This is a genomic window from Paraburkholderia humisilvae (assembly GCF_902859855.1).
GTDB classification, from domain to species: domain Bacteria; phylum Pseudomonadota; class Gammaproteobacteria; order Burkholderiales; family Burkholderiaceae; genus Paraburkholderia; species Paraburkholderia humisilvae.
Map to the genome: position 1 here is coordinate 1 of NZ_CADIKH010000354.1, position 1,313 is coordinate 1,313.

Consider the following 1,313-nt stretch of genomic DNA (forward strand, 5'->3'; position numbering starts at 1 on the left):
GAAAAATCTTGCCGGGATTCATCAGATTGCGCGGATCGAGCGCGTGTTTGATCGCGCGCATCGTGTCGATGGCTACCGGGCCGGCTTCCTCGACCAGAAAATCGATCTTGTGCAGACCCACGCCATGCTCGCCGGTGCAGGTGCCGGCCATCCGCAATGCACGCTGAACGATCCTGTGGTTCAGGCGCTCGGCCTCGGCAAACTCTTCCGGCCGCTGCGGATCGATCAGCATCGCGACATGGAAATTGCCATCGCCAACGTGGCCGACGATCGGGCACGGCAGCGGCGAGGCCTTCAGGTCCTGTTCCGTTTCAACCACGCATTCGGCGAGCCGCGAGATGGGCACGCAGACGTCAGTCGTGACGGCACGGCAGCCGGGCTTCAGTTGCAGCATCGCGAAGTACGCGTTATGTCGTGCATTCCATAGACGGCTGCGGTCTTCGGGGCGCGTCGCCCATTCGAATCCTTCGCCCGCGTTTTGCGCGACGATCTCCTGCACCAACTCGGCCTGTTCCTTGACGCCGGCTTCAGTGCCGTGAAACTCGAAAAACAGCGTTGGCGCTTCGCGCAGTGTCAGGTTCGAATGACGGTTGATCGCGCGGATCGCAAGCGCATCGACGAACTCGACACGCGCGACGGGCACGCCGATCTGAATCGTTTCGATGACCGCGCGTACGGCGCTTTCCATTGAAGGGAATGCGCATACCGCCGCGGACACCGCTTCAGGCTGCGGATAGAGCCGCAGAGTAATTTCGGTGATGACGCCGAGCGTGCCCTCGGAACCGACAAAGAGGCGTGTCAGATCGTAGCCCGCGGATGACTTGCGCGCGCGCGTTCCAGTGCGGATGATGCGGCCGTCCGCGAGCACCGCGGACAGGCCGAGCACGTTTTCGCGCATCGTGCCGTAGCGCACCGCGTTCGTACCCGACGCACGCGTGGCTGTCATGCCGCCGATGCTCGCATCGGCGCCCGGGTCGATCGGAAAGAAGAGACCCGTATCACGCAATGCTTCGTTGAGCTGCTTGCGCGATATGCCGGGTTCGACGGTAACGGTAAGGTCTTCCGCATTGATCGACAGCACGCGATTCATGTCGGAAAGATCAATCGATACGCCGCCTTGCACAGCCAGTAGATGACCTTCCAGCGACGACCCGTTACCGTAGGGTATGACCGGAACGCCATACTGACCGCACAGTGTAATGACGGCCTGTATGTCTTCGGTGTTGCGTGCGAAGACGACCGCATCGGGCAATTGCGGATCGAAAGGCGATTCGTCACGTCCGTGGTTGGTGCGGACCGCCTCGGCGGTCGAC

General features: G+C 61.8%; 1 protein-coding gene. It reads right to left on the bottom strand.

Features of this window, described 5'->3' with window-relative positions:
• Positions 1-1,313: FAD-binding oxidoreductase (locus HV796_RS42480; RefSeq protein WP_175233580.1), on the bottom strand; the 1,313-nt coding region annotated here is incomplete at both ends.